Source organism: Cupriavidus sp. 05T313, from assembly GCF_056396665.1.
Genome location: NZ_JBFTLX010000003.1, coordinates 67647 through 91061, shown reverse-complemented (window position 1 = coordinate 91061; position 23415 = coordinate 67647). Strand labels below are relative to the sequence as shown.

The following is a 23415-nucleotide window of genomic DNA, read 5'->3' as shown; positions in this document are numbered from 1 at the left end:
CCGCCATGCGTGGAATCAGGCATTCCGCCCCAGCCTGTCCGCTGCGTCGCGGACCATTTCTCCGTGTTGATCGAGCACAGGTGCGGCGAATGGCTCCGGGCCGGGCGTGCGGCCGAATTTGACGCCACGCGTGAAGCCGCGATAGCGGCCAACCACCGGATGGTCGAACGTCGTGATCATTTCCTCCGCGGCCACCTGGGGGAAGTCGAACATGTCCTCCACCGACCGCGCCGCCGCGCATGGTACTTCTTCGCCGAACACGGCTTCCCAATCCAGGGCCGTGCGTTGCTGTAACGCGGCATGCAGTTTGGGGACGATCTCATCATGGTGCTCGGCACGCTTGCGCACGCTATCGTAGCGATCGGTCGACAGCAACGCAGTCAGACCGGTCTTCTCGCACAGCGCCTTCCAGAAGTGCGGGGTGTTGGCGGAGATATAGAGATAGCCGTCCCTGGTGGGATGGATGCCGGTGATCCCGCCGGAACGCATGTCGCGTCCCACATCCCTGGGTTCCGAATCGGCCCATACCATCCGGGCGGACTGCATGGTCAGCGCCGCGCGAAGCAGGGACACGCCGACATATTGCCCCTCGCCGCTCTTTTCACGCTCGTAGAGCGCAGAGGCAACGGCGCCGGCCACGAGGGCCGCCGCATAGTAGTCGACCACGGAGCCGTAGAGAATTTCAGGCGGGCCGCCACGCTTGCCTTGCAGCGTGCACATGCCGGTCATCGTCTGCAGCACCTGGTCATAGCCAGCCTTGTCTTTCAGCGGGCCCGTTTCGCCATATCCCGTGACGGCGCAGTAGATGAGGCGCGGATTGACGGCGCGGAGCTGCTCGTAGCCAATGCCGAGCCGGTCCGGGACGCTGGGGCGGAAGTTGTGCACAAGTACATCCGCGTTGTGCACCAGCGCAAGCAGCCGATCCAGGTCGGCGGGATCCTTCAGGTCGAGTACGACGCCGAGCTTGCTTCGGTTGACGCCGAGGAACGCCCGGCTCTCGGCCTCCAGCGTCGAAGGATACTTGCGCAGGTTGTCGCCCACGGGCGGCTCGATCTTGATGACGTCCGCGCCCTGATCCGCGAGCAGCGAGCAGCCGTACGGCCCTGCGATATAAGCGCTCAGGTCAAGCACGCGCACGCCGGTCAGCGGGCCGGACGGCCCCGTTCGGGTTGCGCCGAATGCGCCGAATGCGCAGTCTCCGACAGTCATGTTGGTTTGCATACAGCCTCCGGATTCAATTGGACACTCAGTCCGCGACAATGTTCTGCTGCCTGGCAAGCTGCTTCCACCTGGCAACATCGGCAGCGATCGTCTCTGCGAACTGTTTGGACGTGCCGGGCTTTGCCTCGGCGCCTTCGTTGAGGATCGCTGCCTTGACGGATGGCTTTGCCAGAGCCTTGTTCACGGCCCCATTGAGCCGCGCAATGACTGCCTCCGGCGTTCCTGCGGGCGCGAGAAAGCCCCACCAGAGTTCAAACTCGTAGCCGGGAACGGCGCTCGCCATGGGTACCAGGTCGGGTGCGATGGGGCTTGGTTTCAGGCTGGTAATGCCTACGGCCCGGACCTTGCCGGCCCTGACCATGGGCAGCAGCGACGGTCCGCTTGAGATCAGCACCTGCGTCTGGTTGCCGATCAGGTCAGTGATGGCGGGTCCCATGCCCCGGTAGGGGACATGCGTGATGGCGAGCTTTCCGGCCTTGGCCTTGAGCAACTCGGTGCCGAACTGATTGACGCTCCCTGGCCCGGAAGACGCATAGTTGAATTTGCCCGGATTCGCACGGATCGCGTCCACCAGGTCCTGCGGGCTCCTGGCAGGGAACGCATTGCTGACAGCCACGATGAATGGGCCCTGGGCCAGCATTGCTACCGGGGAGAAGCTCTTGATCGCGTCATAGGGCAGTTTGCCCTGCACCGCCGCGTTGGTCGTCATGCTCGAGGACACCGCGACCAGGGTATAGCCGTCCGGGGCCGCCTTCGCCACGATGCCGGTCCCCGTGTTGCCGCTCGCGCCGGGCCGGTTGTCGATGATCACGGGCTGCTTCAGGTCCTCGCCGATCTCCTTCGCCACGATCCGCGCGAAGGTATCGTTCGAGCCGCCGGGCGGATAGGGAACGACGATGGTGACGGGCCTGGACGGATACGCGCTCTCCGCGCCCGCGTGAGGCGAAGCAGCCAGCGAGCCGACCGTGGCAAGTGCGGCTATCAGCGCGAAGCGTCCTGCGCCCCCGCTTGAAGATGACGTGTTCATGGTTTGTCTCCTGTCAGTCTGATTTTTGTACAGTCCGGTCAGGCAGCGATCAGCCCCAGCCGCTTGCCGATATCGACAATGGCCTGCGCACGCCTGACAAAGGGTGGGTCGATCATCTTTCCATCAACGACGTAGGCCCCGATCCCTTTTGCATGCGCCTCGGCGGCGGCCGCCACGACCCGCATCGAATGCGCGATCTCTTCGTCGGACGGGCGATACACTTCGTTGGCCAGCGCGATCTGGCTCGGGTGGATGCAGCTTTTGCCAAGAAAGCCCATCCGCATGGACATCTCCGCCTCGGCACGGAAGCCTTCGGTATCCCGAATGTTGGCGAACACCGTGTCGTAGGCAAAGACGTTGGCCTCTCCCGCGGCCATGCGCACGGCGAACATGGCCGTTGCGATGGCCGCGGGATTGCGCCGGTGAATGCCGATGGGTTCGAAGAGATCTCCAAGCCCGAGTTGAAGGCCGGCGACGCGTGGATGCGCGCTTGCCAGTTCGGCAGCGCGGCGCAACGCCGCCGGCGATTCGATATTGAGCAGCAACCGGACTTTGGCGTCGGCTTCGGTAAAGCCGTTGGCCCGTTCCGCTTGTTCGACTGCCTCAGCCGCGTGCCGGACGTCGTCGTCGGTCTCCGGCTTGGGCACGTTGACCAGATGCAATCCTGGCACTACGACTGCGGCAAGATCCGCTTCGAAATGCCCCGTGGCAATGCCGTTGACGCGAACGATGAGCGTCTTGCCGGCGCTCCGTGCCTCGTCGGAGCGCAGGAGCCGTGACAGGAGGGATCTGGCTTCGGCTTTCCTGTCTTCGGCAACGGCATCCTCCAGGTCGAAGGACAGCGCGTCCGCATCGCTTGCCAGCGCTTTTGGGAAAAACTCGGGGCGCGAACCGGGGACAAACAGCTTGCTTCTCATGGCCAACACCTAGCTCTGTGGGACGAGATGCAGTGTCGTGCTATCCACAACAAAGATAAACTATGCTTTTCTACGTTCGCTCAATAGAAATTCTATGGAAACCGCCTATCTGAGAGCCTTCGCCCTGGTTGTCGAGACCGGCTCGCTGGCCGAGGCTGCGAGGCGGCTTGACGTCACCCCGGCGGCAATTTCCCAGCAGATTCAGGTGCTTGAACGGGAACTCGGGACCCGGCTCCTGGGACGGGCCGGCAGGACGGTGGCGCCCACGGAGTCCGGGAGCCGGCTCGCAGAACGATGCGGCCCCCTGCTCAGGGAAGTGGACAGCCTGAAAGGCTGGATCAGCCAGGCCGATGAAATTCGCGAGCTTCGTATCGGGACGATCAATACCGCGCTCCACAGCCTCCTGCCAGACGCGTTGGCGCGCTTCACAGCCGAACACCCGCGCGTGTCCGTCTACATACAGTCGGCGATGTCGAGCGAGTTGTATGACGCGGTCAAGCGTTCGGATCTCGATGCCGCCGTTTGCCTGCATCCGCCCTTTTCGATGCCGAAGGCGATTGCATGGGAACTGCTTCGCCAGGAACCGTTGGTCGTGCTCGCTGCGGAGCGTGACAAGAAGGCAGACCCCCACGAGCTTCTGCGAACCAGGCCGCTCATCCGATATGACAGAACCCTCGGCGGCGGGAAGCAGGCAGACGAATACCTGCGCAAGGCCGGCATTGCCCCGTCGCAAGAGCGCTTCGAACTCAGTTCCCTGCTCGCGATCGCGATGATGGTGGATCGCGGCCTGGGCGTGTCGCTGGTCCCGGACGTCGCGTCTCCGCTGACGTCGGCGCTGCACATTGCCAAGATCTCGCTGCCCTCGGAACCGGAACCACGCCGGTTCGGTATGCTATGGCAAAGGACGTCGCCGCGTACCCGTTTGATCGGATCGTTCCTTGAGCAGGCTCGCCTCGCGGCCCGACTATGAACAGGCCTTGCGCCGGATGATGTGTAGGCCGATCAGGGTCATCGGGATACGCTCGCAGCAAGGGGGACAGCTTCGGCCACAAGATGGTCTTGATCGCGTAGTCGGTCGCCGAAATGCGCACTGTTCCGGACGGCTTGTCCCGGAGCTCGCCAACAGCCGCGAGTTCGGTTTCGATCTCTTCAAAACGAGGCGCAACCGACTGCAGCAGACGTTCCCCCGCTTCGGTCGGAGAAACGCTGCGCGTGGTGCGCGTCAGAAGGCGAACGCCCAGTCTCGTTTCAAGCGAGCGAATGGTGTGGCTCAAGGCAGATTGAGATACTCCGATCTGTGCGGCGGCCCGGGCAAAGCTCCGCTCGCGGGCGACGGCGATGAAGGCAAGCAGGTCGTTGAAATTCTCGCGTGGCATTGGCGAGTTCAGCACACAGGTCTTTGCAGATCCTGGCACCTGGCCAGAGTGCGGATAAGGTCTCTGGCAAGGTATTCCGGGGACGCCGGTGGCGCGATGAACCCATTGCGCACAGGTGTCGGAGGCTAAGGGCGCGGCTTGCGCGACCTGCTGAACAGCACCATCGCAATGCCGCCGAGGATCGCCGCGGAGGCGGCAGCCAGGCGTGGTGTGATCGCTTCCGACAGGAACAGCACGCCGCCAAATGCAGCGATCAGCGGCACCGACAACTGTACGGTGGCCGCGCGCATGGCAGAAAGGTTGCTCAGCGCCGCATACCAGATGACATAGCCGATGCCGGACGTCAGTGCGCCGGAGGCCATGGCCAGGGCAACTCCGGCCTTGTCCGTGTACGCGTTGGCGACGAACAGCAAGCTCAGCACGAGGGCGAGCGGCGCCGCCCGCGCGAAGTTGCCAGCCGTGGCGGCAAGCGGGTCGGCCACACCGCGGCCGCGCAGCGAGTACACGCCCCACGCTACGCCAGCGATCGCCATCAACGCGGCGCCGAGTGGTGGCGGGGCAGCAACACCCGGCGAGACCAGGTAGACGAGCCCCGCGACCGCCAGCACGAGTCCAAGCGAGGCGATGGGTCCGAACCTCTCGCCCGAGCGAAAGCCCACGCTGAACATGGTCAGTTGCACCGCACCGAACAGAATCAATGCGCCCGTGCCCGCGGGCAAGGTGAGATACGCGAAGGAGAAGAATGTGACGTAGGCAAGCAGCATCGCCGCGGCGCGCCAGTCGGCATGGCCGCGCGCGAACCGCTCCGGCCTGATCCGTACGATGACCGCGAGCGTGATCGCTCCGGAAACCAGCCTGATGCTGCCAAAGCTGGCCGGATCGATGTGCCCTTGCTGCAACGCAAGCCGGCACAGCAGTGAATTGGCCGCGAAGGCAAGCATCGCCGCCACGGTAAGGATGATCGTCTGCGAGGCCGGCACGCCACGGGGCTCTTCAAGCATGGGTTGTCACCAGGACGACTGCCCAAGACAACAGCGCGACACCGAGCGGCGTGCTGAGACGGCGGCCCCAGCCCACGTTCTTTTCAATCGCCATCACGGCCGCAAGCAGGAGCATCCAGCCGAGGCTGCCGGTGCCGAGCGCGAACATCAGCAGCATCAGCGCCCAGCAGCAGCCGACGCAGTACAGGCCATGCTGCGCGCCAAGCGCGAACGCGTGCCACGCGTGCGCCTGTCCACGCCAGCGCTCGATGACGAAGCTCAAGGGCGTGCGGCACTTCTCCAGGCACCGGTACTTGAGCCTGCTGAACTGAAAGGCGCCGGCCAGGGCAATGATCGCGGCGCCGATCAGCCAGCCGTGCCAGGCCAGGCCGGGTACGCTGGCGAGCAGGGATAGCAGCGCACTGTGTAGTGCATGCGCCAGAAGCCCGAAGGCTCCCCACACCGTCATGTAGCCGAGCGCGAGCAGCATGAGCAGTCGCACGTGGTCCGGGCGCCCGGCCGTCAACCGATCGAAGGCGTTGAACAACGGCAAGGTAGTCGGCAGCATCATGGCCGCCGTCATGAGGATCCACGCAGCGGCGTAGAGCACCACCGGCACGACCACATCGCCGGCGGGAACGACACGGCACAAGAATGCCGCCGGTCCTGATGCGGTCCAGTCATCGTGCTCAAGATAGCGTCCGTATGGCGTGCGAGTCCAAGCCCACAACGCCACCCACGCGAGCGCAATCAGCGCGGCCAGGATCGGCAGGAACACGCGCTGATGGCGCGAGGCGCCGGACTGCGGTGAGCCTGCCATCGGGCTCATGCGTCGAAGACGAAGGTGCTTTGCAGGGCGTTGTGGTTCTTGATGTCGAGGTCAATGCCGAGGGCGGCGTTCTTGGAGCGATAGGTCGGGGCTTTGCCGACGAATACCGGAGCTCCCGGCACTGTCGAGAACACGGTGTCGGAGAGGGTGGTCTGGCCACCCGTCGCGCCGAGATAGGGCTCAAGCTCGGCGAAGTAGTCCTGGCCGATCTCGAGCGTGCCCTTGCCCGAGACTACTGTGAAGCGGATCGGTGCCCGCTCCACGGATACGACCGTGCCGATGAGCTTGGCGAGTTCGGCGACCGGCCCACCGGCCTGACCGGTGTAGACCTTCAGGAGTGCATCTTCCTGCGCTTTGGAGGCATTGTCGTCGACGTAGATCGCTGCCGTCCAGTTGCCTTGCAGGATATTGCCGGGCACATGTGCGACAGCCGCGATGGTATTGCCGCTGACATCGACGCCGTCGACCGTTCCCTTGTCGATGCGCCACGCGACGATGGTGTCGCAGGTGCCGTTGTCAGGGTCTTCGCCGATCCAGCAGGGGCAGAGGACGTTGCAGTTGCAAACCTCGAGCAGACGACCTTCCAGGTGATAGCTCATATGGACCTCCGTTGAAGGTACACAGGTACACGAACACCGGCCTGTTGCCGCAGTCACGGCGACAAGTAGCAAATCAATCCTCTGCTACGGGGGGGGACAAGTCAAGGTCAACGAAGGTCGGGCAGGCGGTCGGGCGAGTGCAGCCGGCCATTCTCGCCCGGGGCTGTCGAACTGGCTCATTGGATACCCGCTTTGGGCGCGCCAACGCGAGACGGATTGCGGCCCGGTGTGATTTTCCAGTAATTTTAAGATTCGCTTGCCGGCGGATGACTGTCGCCGGAGGGTTCTTTGTCCCGGGTCGCGGCGCCGATCGTGATCGTATTCCTGCGCCATGTCGCGGGTGGCTTGCCGAACTCCCGCTTGAACGCGCGATTGAATGAGGCTTCCGATTCGTACCCGGCAGCCTCGGCGATCGACGCCAGCGACGAATCAGTGAGGCGAAGCTGCCGCGCGGCGAGCTGCAGGCGCCACAGCGCCAGATATTGCATCGGTGGCAGCCCGACCAGTTCGGTAAAGCGCTGTGCCAGCCCCGAACGCGAGATGCCAACTTCGCGGGCGAGCGCTTCCACGGTCCAGGCATACACCGGCCGCGCATGCATCAGCGCGAGTGCTCGCGCGACGAAGCGATCACGTAATCCCGCCAGCCACCCCTTGCGATCATCGGCCATCGTGCCGACGTAACGGCGAACCGCTTCGACGAACACCAGCTCCGCAAGCTTGGCCAGCACCGTGGCGCTGCCCGCCTGCGCCGAAGCCGCCTCCTCGGTGGCGAAGCGCAGTGACGATTCGAGCCACGACGCGCCGGATCCGCGCATGCTCACCTTGAACAGCCTGGGCAGCGCGGACAGCAGGGGGTTGCGCGAATTGTCCTGCATGGAGAGAAAGCCGCACACCATGCGAGTGATCTCGCCACCGCCGCCGTGGACGAGTGTCATGACTTCACCCGGTTTCGCCTGGACATGATTGGCCAGTATCGGCGCCAGGAATTCCGGCAACAGATCGGTGGAACTGCCTAACACGTGGGTCTCGCCCTGCGGTACCACGATGACATCGCCTGCTTCCACCTGCAGCGTGCTCGCCGGGTCGCCTGGCAGCATCGCCCAGCACCTTCCTTCTGTCACGAGATGGAACGAGACGACGTTCTCGGAGGGCGGCAGGTATGCCGAGCAAAGCGCCGAATCAGCCTGCCCGATGACGCACCAGGGCGCCGAAAAGCTGCCGTCGAGGTGAACCGCCCCCGTCAACTGGATGACGCGCAACACATCGGAGAGAGCATCCATGGCAGCGGTTGCCCAATGTTGGGGCCACGCACAAGAAATCCGGACGACCGGCTATTCAATCGCGTGCTTACCGTCAGGATACTAGCCCCGTGCCTGAAGGCCAACACACGCAAGAAGATTCGATTGAAGCAGGGCAGCAATAAGGGTTGTGGCGTTCTCCGCGAATCAGGCGGGTGATGCACGCGTTGTATGCGTCTACTCCAGACGAACCTGGCGATTTGCGAATGCACCGGCGCGCACGCTGCGACGTCGTCGGACCTCAATTGTCCCTCGACCGCATTTTTTGCAGCAGCACCAGCTGCAACCCCAACCCCGTCTCCCAAGGAGAACCGTCATGTCCGCAATCCATTCACCTTCTCTGCCCGATACCGATCCCGCCGCCCTCAGGATCCGGCATGCCGTTGCCGGTATTCAACCACCTCTCTCGCAACCTTACGTCGATTCCGCGCGCTACGCCAAATGCGTGGAAGTGTCCAGGCGCGTCCGGTGGGACATTGATGGCGACGTGCTTCGCCATCGGGATTTCGACTTCACGAAGAAATTCCTGCCTGATGGCCTGTCGTTCGTCGATCGCCTGCCGTTCCTGAACGGCAACGAGCGCCGCCTGCTGTCGCAGATCCAGGGTCGCTCGTATGCCAATATCTTCGGCCTGGTCGAGCGGTTCATCGGCGCCAAGATGCTTGAGGTGAGCCGCGACCACTGGCTTGGCGACCAGATCGCGCTTGAGGCGCTGGTTCGCTTCACCGACGAAGAGCTAAAGCACCAGGCGCTGTTTCGCCGTATCGAGACCATGATCGGCGCCCGGATGCCCGCGGGATACAAGTTCGAACCGCAGCCCGATGACGTCGCGTCGTTCGTATTGGGCAAGTCGACCTGGTCGGTGCTCGCGCTGACCTGCCTCATTGAACTGTTCACGCAAGCCCACTACCGGGCCAGCATTGCGCCGGACAGCGAGCTCTCACCCCTGTTCAAGGATGTGTTCCTGTTCCACTGGAAAGAGGAGTCGCAGCACGCGATTCTGGATGAACTGGAATGGGTCCGTGAGAACGCGAAACTTTCGCCGCAAGCACGCGATGCGGCCGTGGACGACCTGATTGCGCTGGTCCGCGCCATCGATGTCATTCTGCAAGCCCAGGCGGCAGCGGACGCGCGCTACTTCATCGAACTTTGCAACCGGCCCACGACAACGGCCGAGAAGGATAGCGTGATGAACACCGTCCTTGCCGCCTATCGCTTCCAATACATCGTGTCGGGCGTGCAGATCCCGCGCTTCGGCGAAACGCTCAACGCCATGATCTCGCCGGCGCAAGYGCACCGGATCGGGGCCGCGCTCGCGCCGATCATGGGCTGACRGGCAATCGAAAACACGGGCCACCGGCAAAACCGCGACTTGATTGGAGACCGTGATGGATATGCAGATCCGTAACCCAACGACGGTGAACCCGGCGCCCGTGATCGCATTGCATTGCTCGGGTGCGGGTGCGGGGCAATGGCGGCAGCTTGGCAGCGCGCTCGACCCGCGCCACGCGCTCTTCGCACCCGAGCATTACGGCTGCGACAGCTCTGGCCCATGGAGCGGCGTGCGCGCCTTTACCCTGGCAGACGAGGCGGCTAGAACGATCGACATCATCGATCGTGCCGGTTGCAAGGTGCACCTTGTCGGCCACTCCTATGGCGGAGGCGTCGCGCTCCATGCTGCTGTCGAGCGACCGCATCGAATTGCCAGCCTTGCCCTCTATGAGCCGTCCGCCTTTCACCTGCTGAAAGCGATCGGCGCGCACGGGACGGCCGCGTTCGCCGAGATCCGGGCGATTGCCACGAAAACCGCGGAGGCGGTGTGCACCGGCGACTACATCGGCGCGGCCATGTCGTTTGTCGACTACTGGAGCGGCCCGGGCGCGTGGGCCGCGCTACGGCCGTCCGTGCAAGCCGCGCTGGCACGCTGGACGCCAAAAGCACCGCTGGATTTTCGCGCGCTGATCGAGGAGCCGACGCCTATGGCCGCATACGGCGACCTCGATTTTCCCGTGTTGATCATGCGCGGCGAACACGCGCCCACGCCGACGCGACTCATCGCGGAAGCGTTGCCGGCACTCATGCCCGCCGCCAGTCTTGTTGTCATCGAAGGCGCCGGTCATATGGGCCCGCTTACGCATACGCTCGAAGTCAACGCTGCGATCGTGCGGCATATCGGCAGTGCGGGAGCGCGGCTGGCGCTCGCCTGACTCAGGAACAGGCGTGCTGGCTGGTACTCGTGTGCTAGATTAGCGCCTGACTTCGAACGGGGAGCGTGACAAGTGTGGCGGGATTCAGGTAGATGGATTCGCTGATCACCGCCGCGGYGCGTGCGCTCGCTGCGGGCGACCCCCTCGGCGCGCTGAACCGGGTCGCCTTGCGCGACGACGCGCCCGCGCTCGCGCTTCGCGGCATCGCGATGGCACAGCTCGGGGATCTCCCCCGGGCCAAGGCGCTCGTGCGGAGCGCGGCGCGCGCCTTCGGCCCCAAGGAAGCCGTGGCCCGCGCCAGGTGTGTCATTGCCGAAGCCGAGATCGCACTCGCCTCGCGCGACCTGGGCTGGCCCGCCAGGGTGCTCGACGCAGCCCGATCAACGCTCGAAGCGCACGGCGACCACGTCAACGCCGCGCATGCGCGGTATCTCGAAGTCAGGCGCCTCCTCCTGATCGGGCGCCTCGACGACGCCGAACATACGCTCGCCGGAGTCGTCTCCTCGCCCTTTCCACCTGCCGACTATCCACCTGCATTGAAGACCGCGCACGAACTGGTCGTCGCCGGGATCGCAATGCGACGCCTGCAATCGAAAACGGCGCGTGCCGCGCTCGATCGGGCCCAGCGCGCCGCACGCCTCGCGGGAATCCCAGCGCTGACGGCGGAGGTTGAAAACGCATCCCTCATCCTGAACACGCCCGCGGCGCGCCTGGTTGCGCGTGGCGAGGAGCGGCTCCTGCTGCTGGATGAGGTGGAAGCGCTGCTGGCGTCGAAAGCGCTCGTCGTGGACGCATGCCGCAATGTCGTGCATGACGCCGGCAAGGCGGTCTTGCTCGCCAGGCGTCCCGTGTTGTTCGCGCTAGCACGCACACTGGCCGAAGCGTGGCCCGAAGACGTAGCCCGGGAAACGCTCATCGCACAGGCATTCCGGACGAAGCACGCCGATGAATCGCATCGCGTGCGGTTGCGCGTTGAAGTCGGGCGGCTTCGCACCGTGCTTCGGGAAGTGGCCGGCGTGAGCGCCACGAAGCGAGGATTCGCACTGGTGCCGGGCCACGCGCGCGAGATCGTCGTGCTGGCGCGTCCCGTCGAAGACAAGCACGCGGCAGTGCTGGCCTTCCTTGCCGACGGTGAGTCATGGTCGAGCTCGGCCCTGGCGCTTGGCGCCAGCCAGCGGACCGTGCAGCGCGCGATCGATGCGCTGGCGGCAGCAGGCAAGGTGCAGTCGTTTGGTCACGGGCGGGCGCGTCGCTGGGTGACCCCGCCCGTGCCGGGATTCGCGACGACCTTGTTACTCCCCGCGCCCCTGCCAAGTGACTAGGATGTACACATGCAACCAGTGACGAGGACAGAGAAATGAAACACTCGGCAGCCGAAATCATCCGTGAATACGGTCCCTTTTCCAGGTATCGACAACGTGCATGGCGTCACCTATGACGGTCAGCAAGTCTGGTTCGCCACCGGAGACAAGCTGAACGCCCTCGATCCGGCGAGCGGCAAGACGCTACGCTCAATCGATGTCGCCGCGCACGCAGGAACGGCCTTTGACGGCCGGTACCTCTATCAGATCGCCGAGAATCGCATCCAGAAGATCGACCCGGCAACCGGCCGCGTACYTGGCACGATTCCGGCGCCCGGCAGCGGCGGCGACTCGGGGCTCGCGTGGGCCGAAGGAACGCTCTGGGTGGGGCAGTACCGGGACCGGAAGATCCATCAGGTCGATCCCCAGACCGGGGCGATTCTCCGCACCATCGAGTCCAACCGTTTTGTCACCGGGGTCACGTGGATCGACGGAGAACTCTGGCACGGCACCTGGGAAGGCGACCAGAGCGAACTGAGGCGAATCGATCCCCGAACGGGCGTGGTCGAGGAGAAGGTCGAGATGCCTCCAGGCGCCGGCATCTCGGGACTCGAGTCCGATGGCGGCGACCAGTTCTTCTGCGGTGGCGGGAGTAGCGGGAAGGTCAGAGCTGTCCGCCGACCCAGGCGAGGCGCCGCGGCTGGCGGGGACGACGGGGTCGCCGCCGATACCAGGAGCAAGTAATCGAAGCGGCCGTCGCGGGCGAGGTTGCGCAAGCGGGGACGACAAGGCGCGCCACCATCGGCGGCAGCAATGCCGCTGCGCGGCAAGACTCAAGCGGCGCGCGACAAGTTGCGGGCGCAGATGGGTTTTGATTAATTGACCGCTCGGTCGGCTTATTTTAGGATGTTCCGGCGCCATAAGGAAAAGAGACCCCGGAGACATCATGCCCCTGCGCCCCCGCCTTGCCTGCGTTGCATCGACTGCCGCCATCCTCGCCCTCGGCGGCATCGTGGATATTCCCATTGGTGTTGCGACGGCCCATGCTGCCTCGGCCCCTGCCGCGCAGCAGGTCGTGATCAAGCGGGACGAGTATGGCGTGCCGCATATCTACGCGGACACCGCCTACAAGCTTTTCTATGGCTATGCCTATGCCGTCGCGCAAGACCGGCTGTTCCAGATGGAGATGGCAAAGCGCAGCACGCAAGGCACCGTGGCCGAGGTGTTCGGCGAGCAGTTCGCCAAGTTCGACCTGGCAACGCGCGGCAACTACTGGCCCGCGGCGATCGAGCAACAAATTGCAGCTTTGCCGAAAAGGGAGCGTGACATCCTCGATGGCTATGCCGCCGGGATGAATGCGTGGATCGCGCAGGTCCGTGCGCGGCCCGACACCCTGATGCCCAAGCAGTTCAACGACGCCGGCTTCAAGCCTTCGGACTGGAGCGCATTCGACGTGGCGATGGTGTTCGTCGGCACCATGGCGAACCGCTTCTCCGACAGCACCAGCGAGGTGGACAACCTCGCGCTGCTCACCGCCCTGAAGGACCGGTATGGCGAAGCGCGCGGCATGGATCTGTTCACTCAGTTGAAGTGGCTCGTCAACCCGAAGGCGGTCACCACCATCGCAGCCGGCGAGCGTACTTACCCGATACGGCTCGGCGCCGCGTCAGTCACCGGTGGCCTTGCCTACACGTTGCCGCGCTACGACGGACCGCCTCCGATGGCCGAGCGGCCCGCGCGCGGCGACGACGGCATGCTGCTCGCGCTCGACGCGCAGGCCAACCGCGACACCGTGTTCGCCCAGTATGCGCAGAGCGGCGCCAACGGCCTTGCCGGCTTCCCGACCACCAGCAATATGTGGGTGATCGGCAAGCAGCGCGCGCGCGATGCCAAGGCGATCATGCTCAACGGGCCGCAGTTTGGCTGGTTCAACCCTGGCTACACCTACGGTATTGGCCTGCATGGCGCGGGCTTCGATATCGTCGGCAATACGCCGTTTGCTTACCCCTGCATCCTGTTTGGCCACAACGGCAAGATCTCTTGGGGATCGACCGCCGGCTTTGGCGACGACATCGACATGTTTGCCGAGCGCATCGACCCCACCCGGCCTGACTTCTACTGGCACAACGGCAAGTGGGTGCAGATGCAAAAGCGCTCCGAGCTCATCCACGTCAAGGATGGCGCGCCCGTGACACTCGACATCTACCGCACCGTGCACGGCATCGTCCAATTGGTATTACGCGGATCGCCAGGGCAATATCGGATACGTACACACCGGCGCCTATCCGCATCGTCGGACCGGGCACGACCCGCGCCTGCCCGTGCCCGGTACCGGGGAATGGGACTGGCGCGGCGTGCTGCCGTTCGCCACCAACCCGCAGGTCTACAACCCGCGCTCGGGCTATATCGCCAACTGGAACAACTCGCCTGAGCAGGGCTACCCGGCCTCCGATCTGTTTGCCTTTCTTTGGGGCGCGGCGGACCGCAACGTCGAAATCCAGCATCGCATCGAGGCGCACGCGACGCTCGACAGCGACGATGCCTGGCAGATACTGAAGGACACCAGCCGCTCGGACCTGAACGTGCGGCACTTCCTGCCGTTCATCCGCAATGCGGCGGCGGCGCTGCCTGCCGATGACCCGCGCCGCCGCCTTGCCGATACGCTGGCGGGCTGGAACGGCATCAACGACGACCCGCGCGACACCGGAAAGTACGCCCGGCCCGGCTCGGCAATCATGAATGCCTGGCTCACGTCGATGCTGGCAAGGACCGTCGTCAAGGCGGTTCCGGCGCCGTTCGACAAGTGGTACATGGCCAGCGGCTACGAGACGACGCAGGATGGCCCCACCGGCTCGCTGAACCTCAGCACGGGCAGCAAGGTTCTCTATGAGGCGTTGCTGGGGCCACGCTCGGCCATTCCCCAGCGCGTGGACCTGTTTGGCGGCGCCGCGCCGGACGACGTGATTCGCGCCGCACTGGGCGACGCCTGGACATCGCTGTCGGCCAAGTACGGGGACGATATCGCCCGGTGGCAACCGCCAGCCGTGATGCTCACCTTCCGCGCGAACAACTTTTTCGGCATTCCGCAGGCGGACGCGGCCGAAGCCATCCGCGTGCCGGAGTACCAGAACCGTGGGACGGAGAATGACCTGATCGTGCTCGGCAGTGCCGCCGCTGCCGGCAAGACGCAGGCATGGGATGTGGTGGCACCGGGGCAAAGCGGGTTCGTCGCGCCGGATGGCACCCGCTCACCGCACTACAGTGACCAGCTCGCCCTCTATACGGGCTTCGGCCGCAAGCCGCTGCGCCTGGAGGCGGGCGAGGTCGCGCGACATACGCGCAGCGAGGAAAAGGTCTTGGTCGCACCTCGGTAGATCGTCGCTGGCAGGGTCTGGCCGACGGTCTCGGCTTGATCGTTGGCGTCGGACCCGGTGGCGGTGTGAGCGCCATCATGGCAGCCAGCGCGCCAAGACGGGAGGCCTCGCTGGCGGGGTGATCGAATGACCACAGCGGACACGAAGACAGCCACACGTCTCCGCGCCGACTCATGACGCTGTTCGTTCGACAGACGTCTGCAAAATCCCCCCAACGATCGTTGCTCAAGCCATCTGTGCTTGCCTTCACTGCTAACAACTGAAAGCGCTTTTCACATTGCGGAATTCACTCCGAATTTCCGCAGCGGTTTGTTTTCGTTTCTCGAAAACGCGTTCCACATCATGAAATTCAAAGCCTATCTCATTGAAAAATAAGGATAAAGCAACTCTTATGTCTTATATAAGACTTCGCCGTGATGCGCCAGAATCGCCATACAATGATTCCACGCTGCTTGCTTCGACATCCGTAGCGGCACACGCAACCCTTTCTTCAATCGCGCTTAGGAATTTCACATGGCCCAGTATCAAGACGACATCAAGGCAGTTGCTGGTTTGAAAGAGAACCACGGCAGCGCATGGAATGCCATCAACCCCGAGTATGCCGCCCGCATGCGTGCCCAGAACAAGTTCAAAACGGGCCTGGACATCGCCAAATACACCGCGAAGATCATGCGCGCCGACATGGCCGCCTACGATGCCGACTCGTCCAAGTACACCCAGTCGCTGGGTTGCTGGCACGGTTTCATCGGCCAGCAGAAAATGATCTCCATCAAGAAGCACTTCAACAGCACCGACCGCCGCTACCTTTACCTGTCCGGCTGGATGGTGGCCGCGCTGCGCTCCGAGTTCGGCCCGCTGCCGGACCAGTCGATGCACGAAAAAACCTCCGTCAGCGCGCTGATCCGCGAGCTGTACACCTTCCTGCGGCAGGCCGACGCCCGTGAACTGGGCGGCCTGTTCCGCGAACTGGATGCTGCCCAAGGACCTGCCAAGGCCGCCATCCAGGAGAAAATCGATAACCACGTCACCCACGTTGTGCCCATCATCGCGGACATCGACGCGGGTTTCGGCAACGCCGAAGCAACGTACCTGCTGGCCAAGCAGTTCATCGAAGCGGGCGCATGCTGCATTCAGATCGAAAACCAGGTGTCCGACGAGAAGCAGTGCGGCCACCAGGATGGCAAGGTCACCGTGCCGCACGAGGACTTCCTGGCCAAGATCCGCGCCATCCGCTACGCCTTCCTGGAACTGGGCGTGGACGACGGCGTCATCGTGGCCCGTACCGACTCGCTGGGCGCTGGCCTGACCAAGCAGATCGCCGTGACCAACACGACGGGTGACCTGGGCGATCAATACAATTCCTTCCTCGATTGCGAAGAATTGTCGGCCGACGAACTGGGCAATGGTGACGTCATCATCAAGCGCGACGGCAAACTGCTGCGCCCCAAGCGCCTGCCTAGCAACCTGTTCCAGTTCCGCGCCGGCACGGGCGAAGCGCGCTGCGTACTGGATTGCGTCACCGCACTGCAAAACGGCGCTGACCTGCTGTGGATCGAGACCGAAAAGCCGCATATCGCCCAGATCGGCGGCATGGTCAGCGAGATTCGCAAAGTCATCCCGAACGCCAAGCTGGTGTACAACAACAGCCCATCCTTCAACTGGACCCTGAATTTCCGCCAGCAGGTGTATGACGCGATGAAGGCCGCGGGCAAGGATGTGTCGGCATRCGAGCGCACCCAGTTGATGAGCGTGGAATACGATCAGACCGAACTGGCGAAGCTCGCTGACGAAAAGATCCGGACCTTCCAGGCCGACTCGTCGCGCGAAGCAGGTATCTTCCACCACCTGATTACGCTGCCGACCTACCACACCGCCGCACTGTCGACCGACAACCTGGCCAAGGAATACTTCGGCGACCAGGGCATGCTGGGTTATGTGGCTGGCGTGCAGCGCAAGGAAATCCGTCAGGGCATCGCCTGCGTCAAGCACCAGAACATGTCCGGCTCGGACATCGGCGACGACCACAAAGAGTATTTCAGCGGCGAAGCAGCCCTGAAGGCGGCAGGTAAAGACAACACCATGAACCAGTTCTGATACCAGTAGTACGCCCCAAACATAGCGCCAACCCAAAACGGGTTGGCGTTTTTTTATCCGGCGACATAGCTCGCGGGGGGCCTCATCGAACGTTTTCCAGTGCGCGTGAAACTGGAGTGCACGGTTCGCCACCTAGGAATTGAGGTGGACGGCGCTCTGGAGATGGCAGATCAAACAGAAGTCTGAATGGGAGCCAACCGACTCGGCCGGGGCTTCATGGTGTGGCTTCGAATGGCTCCGCGAGGAATAGGCGATGTAGTCGACGAATAGGTCGGCTAGTCTGCGGCCCACCCTGCGCCTGCCGTGCGGGCCATTGTATGGCGCCTTCCCTTGGCAGTTCGGATCTTTGGGAAAACCAAGGGTCCAAATCAGGCTTTTGAATGCCTTAGGGCCTCGAAGCTACGGCGCACACAGTCTGTCAGCCGATTAGCCAGGAATCCCACCGGAAAATGGTCCGATGTCACGGCGTAGCTATTGAACGGAACCTCTTCGGAAAAAGGTATCTCGGAAACATTTTGTATCCGAAGCGCTCGGGAATCTATCGGACTTATTATAGATGTTCCGAGGCCCTTGCTAACCATCGTGCAAATTGTCGAGGCGTATGGTGTCTCGATGGAAAGATGCCTGAGGTCATTGRGGAAATGACGATCTATCTGGTTTCGGTTGGGGCTACCCATGGGCAGCGATATGAAGTGTTCATTTTCAAAATCGCTTGGATACACGACATCATGCGTGGCCAGTCTATGCGAACTATTGACGATTGCCACACCGCGAGCGGTATTGATCAGTTCAAAATCCAGGCTCGGCAAATCAGTGATAATAGAGCAGAATCCAACGTCACAAAAACCAGTCGCCGTCCATTTTGCGACGACATCGGAGCGCCCCAGACTAACCACAATCGGTATGTCCGGAAACATACCCCTGAAAATCTGAAGGGCATCCGGCAACACGCAGTGTGCAATCGAGCCTACCGCGCCCACGCGGAGCAGGCCGGTCCCTCGGCGGCGAATCGAATCCGCACTTTCTCCCAGAGACTCCAGGCCGAGAAATGCGCGCTCCACATCGGCATAAAATGCCTCCGCTTCCGCCGTCGGGATCAGCCGCGTCCCGATTCGTTGGAATAGCGTGAACCCGACCGTCTGCTCCAGGAGCGAGATCCATCTGCTGACATTCGGCTGAGAGGTGTGGAGGAGTCCGGCTGCCGTGGTCATCGAACGCGTCTTCATCACAGCCCTGAACGCCTCGACTTGCTTGAAGTTCATATGAGGTCCTCAAAAGCGCACATTTTGGCCGACCCGCTCCGGCCCTGCACGCCGGATCCTATCATATCAATTTTGTATTAATAGCAGCGAAACACTGATTTGACGCATGGTCTGCTTCATTCCAAACTGGTTGTATCCTTCTAACAGAGTGCTGCCATCATGGAATCGAAAGTTAGCCGTCGACTCAAACAACCTCCGGCGAAAGAGGTTATTGATTACATTTTTCAGCCCCGCACGACCAGAGAATTCTTCGCGAAAAATTTCGCGATTCTGACTCAAATCAATTTCGCTCATCTGTTGATGCTTAACGACCAGGGCATTCTCGACCGGGCGACGTCGATTCGCCTGGCCAATGCTCTGATAAAGATGCAGGAGGACGGCCCCGAAGCGGTCGAGCTCGACGCAGCACGAGAAGATGCTTATTTCAACTACGAAGCTCATCTGATCAAGCTGGTAGGTCAGGACATCGGTGGCCGCTTGCATACGGCACGCAGTCGCAACGATATGGGCGCCACCAACGATCGTATTCGCGCTCGTGCTTTCATTCTACGCATCAGCAGGGCATTGACCGATGTCGCTGCCGTCGCGGCGGCGCAAGCGGAGAGATTCGCCACCTATGTGATGCCTGGATATACGCACATGCAGGCTGCGCAGCCCATCACCTATGGGTACTATCTGTCGGGACTGGTCGATGCCTGGTCCCGGGATATCGATCGCCTCATGCATGTCCTGGAAACGACAGACAATTGCCCACTTGGCGCCTGTGCCTTGGCCGGCACCTCGTTTCCCATCGATCGGACGTCGACCAGTTTGCTGCTGGGCTTCTCCCGGCCCATGCCGAACTCGCTGGACGGGGTTGCATCACGCGACTTCGCATTGGAGTTGAGCGCGGTGCTCTCGATCATGATGATCACTTGCAGCCGGATGGTGCAGGATTTTTACATCTGGTCGACGCCGGAGTTCGGATTCCTGTCGTTCCCCGACAGCATTGCCGGCACGTCCAGCATCATGCCGCAAAAGAAGAATCCGGTCGTTCTGGAGTATTTGCGGGGGAAGACGTCCCATCTGATCGGACTGACGTCGGCCGCACTGACGGCCGTCAAATCTACCCATTTTTCGCACTCGGGCGACAGCAGCCGGGAAAGCACGAGGACGTGCTGGGAAAGCTGCGAGGAAGCCGTAAAGGCTCTCGAACTGATGAAACTGCTTGTGGAACGCGTTGAGCCAAATCGGCCGCGCATGGCAGACCGTGCTGCGCAGGACTTCTCGGCTGTCACCGATCTGGCCGACCTGCTGGTCCGGAAAGCCGACCTCTCGTTCCGCGACGCGCATCACATCATTGGCGCTGTCGTTCGACAAGCGCTTGATCAAGGAATCCCTGCTACAGGGATTACGGCCCAAATGATCGATGCCGCAGCGCTCGAACAGGTGGGGCGAAGGGCCTCGCTATCGGAAGACGATATCGGCGAATGCCTGGATCCGGTTCGCAACGTTGCCGCGCGCCGGTCGTATGGCGCGCCGGCTCCGGATGGCGTCCTCCAGCACATTGGCGAGCAAAGACGCTCGCTCAAAGCGAAGACAGATGCCATCGATGCGGTTGGTCACCGGCTCGTCGAGGCGCAGACGTTGTTGGAACGGCGTACCCGCACGCTTGTTTCCCCTGAGTCCGACCAAGGCGCGTAAATCCTGCGCCTATTCACCGAGGAATCGAGCGATGTCCAAGTTCGTCGTGGTTTTCGCCTTTGCCATGGGTATCGTTTCGGCAGCAAACGCTGAAACCTACCCGGACAAACCAATCAATCTCGTAGTGCCGTTCGCACCCGGCGGCACCGTCAATCTCACAGCGCGCCTTCTTGCCACACGGATGTCGGAAGTGTTGGGGCAGCCGGTTGTTGTCGACAATAGGGCCGGGGCCGGAGGGAACATCGGAGCCGCCTATGTTGCGCGAGCGAAATCCGACGGCTATACGCTCTTGTACGCAACGCCGGCAAATCAAGTGATTCAGCCACTGCTATCCAAGAACCTGCCATTCTCGCCGTCAAGAGATTTCAAGCCGGTCGCGCTATTTGCTACGGTCCCGAATGTGTTGGTGGTGTCAGAAAACACCCCCGCCAGGAATATGGCCGAACTGCTGCGGTATGCCAAGGCAAATCCCGGAAAGCTGAACATGGGATCGGCCGGGATGGGATCGGCGAACCACATGGTCGGTGAACTGTTCATGCTCAGGACCGGCACGGCGTTCACCCATGTTCCCTACAAAGGTGCTGGCCCTGCTACTGCGGATCTCCTGGCTGGTCAGGTACAGGTGCTCTTTGTCAATCTTCCAACGGTGCAACCCTACATAAAGCCGGGCAAGGTTCGCGTGCTAGGCATTGCGAGCAAGGAGCGAAGCCCGGCGATTCCTGACATTCCGACTTTCGAGGAGTTGGGTATCAAGGATGCGAACACAGAATCGTGGTCTGCCTTGATGGCTCCGGCTAATACAAGTCCGCAGGTGATCAAGAAGCTCCAGGATACCGTGATCTCGATTGCGAACGACAAGTCCACGATCCAGCAATTGACTGCCCAAGGCGCACGCCCTTTGCCAGGCACGGCTGCCGACCTCCAGAAGCTGATCAACGAAGACAGCAAGCGTTGGACTGAAGTCATTCAGCATGCGAAGGTCCAGATTGACTAGCCGGCGCGGATGAATCTCATCGTCATCGCGCCGAAGGGTTAAGCACGCGGCATCACCAGGTCCAGGGACCACGCCTGCGGCGTTGCAGGCGTGGTCGGCCGCATTTTCTGACGAAGCCCGTCATCAGGGAAATATCGTCACCCGCGGTTCCGATGCCCCGCTTCGCCTCGCATACCTTTATCGACGAGATTCAGGCAGAGTCGTCCGTGCTTCCCCGAGCAGCCGCTGATTTTTCCGGCGTGCCAGAAATCCCGGCTCGACAGCCTGCTTCGCAGTGCTACGCATTGCCTGCGCAGCTGAACCTACTTGTGTAGGGCTCGCGCGAAAGCTGGCGCGTATGGCGCCCGTAAAGCGGGCTTGGCTGGAAAGGTCCCGCCACTATGCGATCCCCCTGTATGGCGAGGTTTCGCAGCTTAGAATTTTTCATGTCGGCGCGAGCACGAATCGCGCGTTGGCCCGGTATAGGTACGTCCCTCCGAGGCAAAGAGCCTGTACAGTGTCGCTTCGAAGACGCTACCGCAATCCAAAAAAGCCGAGTACAAACAGGACGATAACCACAGCTCCCACAAGCCAGATGATGTTGTTCATAACACTCTCCTTGAGTTCTACACTCACTTGGATACCATGCGCCGCGCGGGTCGCGAGCGACTTGGGAAACGTGCAGCGATACCGAGCGTTCCGCCTCAACAAAGACCTGGTGCATTGCGCCAGTTGCCGCCTGCCAGATATGCGTGCCTAGCGACAGCGACCCGATAGTCGCTGGCGCGCGCAGATTGCAAAATTACATTCTCACACTCGACGGGGTACGTCTGTACGGTAGCGGTCCAACAGCCGAGGGCGCCATTGAATTGAATGAGGCGTTCGCCGCGTGGGCCTGCGTTTTTCCGCCTGGTTTGCGTAGGACGGGCGGAGCCTGTGCGGCGGGAGGTACGCGGGCGAATCTGCTCTACACGCCAGACGCGCTTCTGCTCTGCTGGACGGCCTCCCAGCATCGTCCGCACCCAAGCATCGTGCGATCACGCTGACAAGCAAAGCCCCTCAGGAATACAGGTCACCGATCCGCGACCGCCAAGTGCGCGTATGAACCTCGGCGTGTCCGCCATCGTACCGACCTGAAGGCGAAATGGTGCCAGTCTTAGCCTGTCGGGGGCTGCGTGACGAAGGACAGGATCTTTCGTGATGCCAAGCCGGGCGGCTGCCTTCTTCAGGGCAGTTTGCGTACCGGAGCACTCCGCGTCCGCAATCACTGATTCGATCCGAATCGAGGTAGTTCAAATGAAATCCATCCCTCTTACCAAATTCGCCACCAGTGTCGCATGCATTGCGCTCGTGACGGGCTTCCATGCTTCGCTTAGCCAAGGCGCAACGAGTGCCCCGGCGGCATCGCTCACGAACCCCAATCCCACGCACGAGACGGCTGGCCAGGGCATCAACGATACGGAGATCACGACCAAGGTCAAGGCTAGCCTGCTCGATCGAAAGAATCTGAGTTCCACGAACATCCACGTGCGCACCCGCGAAGGCGTGGTACGGCTGACCGGCAGCGTTCCGTCAGCGGCACAGAAGCAGACGGCAGCCGATGTCGTCCACGGCGTCACCGGCGTGAAGTCAGTAGAGAATCAACTGCTCATCCACAAGTCGTGACGGGTCGGACAGCACGCGGCGAGCCTCATGGCCGGCAACGCCATACAGCCTTGCCGGCCTTCGCCGCTGACAGTGACAGGCTGAATCGCGCCGACACAGGAGCGATCATGCACAAACTGGTCTGGCCGGGATTGGCATTGGAATGACCACAATGTCCGGCGTCGTACCGACAGCCCGATCTGATTCCATCGGACAGGTCATGGCGCATGGCGCGGATATCTTCGCATCGGATTCGCAGATTCCGGTCCCCTTGGCGAGCTAGCCAAGGGTTCTAGCGAGGGCGATGGGGACCAATGACTGATGTCCCGGGGAACATCACCTTTTCATGCCCACCGGAAATCCGGCAGGACGTCACGGTGTTCCGCAACGCTGACGCCTCCCAATTCGCTAATCATCAGCTTCACGGATTCTTTTGTTCCCTTGCTGCAAGTTGCAACAAGCATCATTTCTCCTTGCGCAAGCTGCGCTTGCCGCCGGGCGATCCCGCCCCGCCGAATGCGTGCGCCAAGCCATCCGCCAAGCCGCCACCCGGACAGCGCACCGATAGCGCCGCCCCCCACGCAGGCGGAGCACAAACGCCAGCCCTCATGGTTCCCAAGATGTGGCGCC

General features: G+C 62.4%; 16 protein-coding genes and 3 pseudogenes. 10 read left to right on the top strand and 9 right to left on the bottom strand.

Annotated features, from left to right (window positions below):
- Nucleotides 1-15 precede the first annotated feature (15 nt).
- The 3 genes from AC1DKD_RS01365 to AC1DKD_RS01355 are packed head-to-tail and all read right to left on the bottom strand — an operon-like array spanning nucleotide 16 to nucleotide 3165.
- Entirely contained in the window at nucleotides 16-1209 is a 1194-nt protein-coding gene (locus AC1DKD_RS01365; RefSeq protein ID WP_441625519.1) for a CaiB/BaiF CoA transferase family protein, read from the bottom strand.
- Between the two features lie 37 nt (nucleotides 1210-1246).
- Nucleotides 1247-2248, bottom strand: coding sequence for a tripartite tricarboxylate transporter substrate binding protein (locus tag AC1DKD_RS01360; protein WP_441625456.1), 1002 nt, complete (start codon nucleotides 2246-2248; stop codon nucleotides 1247-1249).
- Nucleotides 2249-2286: 38 nt separating this feature from the next.
- Nucleotides 2287-3165: an HpcH/HpaI aldolase/citrate lyase family protein gene (locus AC1DKD_RS01355; protein WP_441625454.1), complete on the bottom strand. Its 879-nt coding sequence runs from the start codon at nucleotides 3163-3165 to the stop codon at nucleotides 2287-2289.
- Nucleotides 3166-3259: 94 nt separating this feature from the next.
- Between AC1DKD_RS01355 and AC1DKD_RS01350 the strand changes: the two genes are divergently transcribed.
- Nucleotides 3260-4135: a LysR family transcriptional regulator gene (locus AC1DKD_RS01350; protein WP_441625452.1), complete on the top strand. Its 876-nt coding sequence runs from the start codon at nucleotides 3260-3262 to the stop codon at nucleotides 4133-4135.
- A 40-nt stretch (nucleotides 4136-4175) separates the two neighbouring features.
- Here AC1DKD_RS01350 and AC1DKD_RS01345 read toward each other — a convergent pair.
- The 5 genes and pseudogenes from AC1DKD_RS01345 to AC1DKD_RS01325 form a co-directional block, all read right to left on the bottom strand.
- Nucleotides 4176-4541 (bottom strand): annotated as a pseudogene (locus tag AC1DKD_RS01345) (LysR family transcriptional regulator); the annotation flags it as partial.
- A 125-nt stretch (nucleotides 4542-4666) separates the two neighbouring features.
- Nucleotides 4667-5542, bottom strand: coding sequence for a DMT family transporter (locus AC1DKD_RS01340; RefSeq protein ID WP_441625450.1), 876 nt, complete (start codon nucleotides 5540-5542; stop codon nucleotides 4667-4669).
- Entirely contained in the window at nucleotides 5535-6350 is an 816-nt protein-coding gene (locus AC1DKD_RS01335; protein WP_441625448.1) for a DUF2182 domain-containing protein, read from the bottom strand. The genes AC1DKD_RS01340 and AC1DKD_RS01335 overlap by 8 nt, the downstream gene beginning before the upstream one ends.
- Entirely contained in the window at nucleotides 6347-6949 is a 603-nt protein-coding gene (locus AC1DKD_RS01330) for a DUF1326 domain-containing protein (protein ID WP_441625446.1), read from the bottom strand. The genes AC1DKD_RS01335 and AC1DKD_RS01330 overlap by 4 nt, the downstream gene beginning before the upstream one ends.
- Before the next feature lie 245 nt (nucleotides 6950-7194).
- The gene (locus AC1DKD_RS01325; RefSeq protein ID WP_441625444.1) at nucleotides 7195-8229 is read right to left on the bottom strand and encodes an AraC family transcriptional regulator; all 1035 of its coding nucleotides are present in this window, start codon (nucleotides 8227-8229) and stop codon (nucleotides 7195-7197) included.
- A 334-nt stretch (nucleotides 8230-8563) separates the two neighbouring features.
- Here AC1DKD_RS01325 and AC1DKD_RS01320 point away from each other — a divergent pair, with 334 nt between their 5' ends.
- The 6 genes and pseudogenes from AC1DKD_RS01320 to AC1DKD_RS01295 all read left to right on the top strand — a co-directional run bounded on the left by AC1DKD_RS01320 (nucleotide 8564) and on the right by AC1DKD_RS01295 (nucleotide 17223).
- Nucleotides 8564-9580: a hypothetical protein gene (locus AC1DKD_RS01320; RefSeq protein ID WP_477142860.1), complete on the top strand. Its 1017-nt coding sequence runs from the start codon at nucleotides 8564-8566 to the stop codon at nucleotides 9578-9580.
- 55 nt (nucleotides 9581-9635) lie between these two features.
- Nucleotides 9636-10454, top strand: coding sequence for an alpha/beta fold hydrolase (locus AC1DKD_RS01315; RefSeq protein WP_477103002.1), 819 nt, complete (start codon nucleotides 9636-9638; stop codon nucleotides 10452-10454).
- 92 nt (nucleotides 10455-10546) lie between these two features.
- Nucleotides 10547-11776, top strand: a complete 1230-nt coding sequence (locus AC1DKD_RS01310) for a helix-turn-helix domain-containing protein (protein WP_477142848.1) — start codon at nucleotides 10547-10549, stop codon at nucleotides 11774-11776.
- 35 nt (nucleotides 11777-11811) lie between these two features.
- Nucleotides 11812-12499: pseudogene (locus tag AC1DKD_RS01305) on the top strand (Vgb family protein).
- A 202-nt stretch (nucleotides 12500-12701) separates the two neighbouring features.
- A pseudogene (locus AC1DKD_RS01300) lies at nucleotides 12702-15129 on the top strand (penicillin acylase family protein).
- A 513-nt stretch (nucleotides 15130-15642) separates the two neighbouring features.
- The gene (locus AC1DKD_RS01295) at nucleotides 15643-17223 is read left to right on the top strand and encodes an isocitrate lyase (RefSeq protein WP_477142847.1); all 1581 of its coding nucleotides are present in this window, start codon (nucleotides 15643-15645) and stop codon (nucleotides 17221-17223) included.
- A 368-nt stretch (nucleotides 17224-17591) separates the two neighbouring features.
- Here the strand turns inward: AC1DKD_RS01295 and AC1DKD_RS01290 are convergent, their stop codons facing one another.
- Entirely contained in the window at nucleotides 17592-18485 is an 894-nt protein-coding gene (locus AC1DKD_RS01290; RefSeq protein WP_477142846.1) for a LysR substrate-binding domain-containing protein, read from the bottom strand.
- 159 nt (nucleotides 18486-18644) lie between these two features.
- Here AC1DKD_RS01290 and argH point away from each other — a divergent pair, with 159 nt between their 5' ends.
- The 3 genes from argH to AC1DKD_RS01275 all read left to right on the top strand — a co-directional run bounded on the left by argH (nucleotide 18645) and on the right by AC1DKD_RS01275 (nucleotide 22806).
- Nucleotides 18645-20168, top strand: coding sequence for an argininosuccinate lyase (argH, locus tag AC1DKD_RS01285; protein WP_441625430.1), 1524 nt, complete (start codon nucleotides 18645-18647; stop codon nucleotides 20166-20168).
- Between the two features lie 31 nt (nucleotides 20169-20199).
- On the top strand, nucleotides 20200-21162 hold the full coding sequence (locus AC1DKD_RS01280; RefSeq protein ID WP_477111105.1) for a Bug family tripartite tricarboxylate transporter substrate binding protein: 963 nt from the start codon (nucleotides 20200-20202) through the stop codon (nucleotides 21160-21162).
- A 1275-nt stretch (nucleotides 21163-22437) separates the two neighbouring features.
- Nucleotides 22438-22806 (top strand): BON domain-containing protein, encoded by a 369-nt coding sequence (locus AC1DKD_RS01275; protein WP_441625426.1) that lies wholly within the window; start codon nucleotides 22438-22440, stop codon nucleotides 22804-22806.
- Nucleotides 22807-23415: the final 609 nt, after the last annotated feature.